General features: G+C 77.0%; 1 protein-coding gene. It reads right to left on the reverse strand.

Annotation, left to right across the window (positions count from 1 at the left end):
* Positions 1 to 75: 75 nt before the first annotated feature.
* A partial coding sequence (locus tag GKQ77_RS32675; RefSeq protein WP_219692773.1) for an outer membrane protein assembly factor BamB family protein occupies positions 76 to 1,485 on the reverse strand: 1,410 nt, incomplete at its 5' end.

Here is a 1,485-nt window from a genome sequence, read left to right on the forward strand (position 1 = left end):
GCCCCCGCCCCACTGGGGCCGGGGCCCCGGGAACCAGGGCCTGTAAGCCTGTCCGGCGCTACGGCCTGTCCGGCCCTACGGCCGGGGCGACGTCCCCGTCCCCCGCTCCGCGTCCAGCGCGTACACACACCGGTCCTTGCTGCACGCGTACACCACGCCATCCCGCACCACGGGAGCCCCGGTGATCTCGCCGCCGGTGGCCAGCTTCCAGCGGAGCCTGCCGTCGTCCGCCTTCAGCGTGTACAGCAGGTGGTCGGTGGAGCCGAAGTGGATGCGGCGGTCGGCGACGACGGGCGCGCCCACGACCTCGCCGCCCGCCTGGAAGCGCCACTTGGGGGTGCCGGTCACGGCGTCGAGGGTGTAGAGGCCCTTGCCGCTGCCCACGTGGACGTGGCCGTCGGCGACGAGGACCGGCTCGATGGAGGAGCGGGACTCCGTGGCGATGCGCCAGCGGTCGCGGCCGTCCGTGGCGTCGAGCGCGTACACCGTGCCGAGGTAGTCGGCCAGGTACACACCGCCGCCCGTCACCGCGGGCCCCGGCGCGAACGCGGGCGGGCAGAGGAAGGCGGCGGGCGCCTCGAAGTGCCAGCGGACGTGCCCGGCGGCGACGTCGATGGCGAGGACGCGGCTGCCGGCCGAGACGTACACATAGCCGTCCTGCGCCTGGGTGAGCCGGACCGGCACGCCCCCGCAGGAGGCCGCGTCGCCCACCGGGTAGGACCAGCGCTCCTCGCCCGTGCGGGCCTCGAGGGCCCGCAGTCTCGCGTCCTTCCAGACGTACACCGTGCCGTCGAAGACGACCGGGCCGGCCTCCGGGGTCTCGAAGTCGGTCTGCGCGCCGGTGATCTCCCAGAGCTTCTCGCCGTTGGCGGCCTCCCAGGCCTGGACGCCGCCGCCGCGCGTGCCGGTGACGACCGTGCCACGGGCGGCCTGGAGGGAGTAGACCCAGGCGTCGGTCGGCAGCCGCCACAGGTCGGAGCCGTCGGCGCCGTCGAGGGCGTAGAGCGTGGGGCCGTCGGAGGCGTGGACGCGCCCGTCGGCCACCGCCATGGACCAGGCGACGTCCCGCGTCTTGAAGCTGCGGCGGCCCGTGCCGACGTCCAGGGCGTGGACCTCGAAGGAGGTGACGTAGACGAGGTTCCCGGCCACGGCGGGCGTGCCCCAGACGTCGTTGGACATCCGGAACCGCCACGGCCGCCAGGTCTTGGCGCCCGCGTCGGGCGCCACCGCGGGCGGCGGCACGGCGGGCGCGGCCGGGGCGACGCCGTTGGCCTGGGGGGACGAGGAGCGCGACCAGGACGCGGCGAGCCCGGGGGCGACGGGCACGGCGGAGGCGCGGGAGTCGGCAAGGCGGGGCCCCGGCCCGATCGGCACCTTGGCCCCGGCCAGCCGCACGGGCCCGGAGTCGGGCGTGGCCCCGAACGGCGGCCTCGCGGGCGGCGCGGGCGGCGGCTGCTGCGGGGGCGGCGGCGCGGTGACGGGGGC

The sequence above is a fragment of the Streptomyces anatolicus genome, from assembly GCF_019400875.1.
In the GTDB taxonomy this organism is placed as follows: Bacteria; Actinomycetota; Actinomycetes; order Streptomycetales; family Streptomycetaceae; genus Streptomyces; species Streptomyces anatolicus.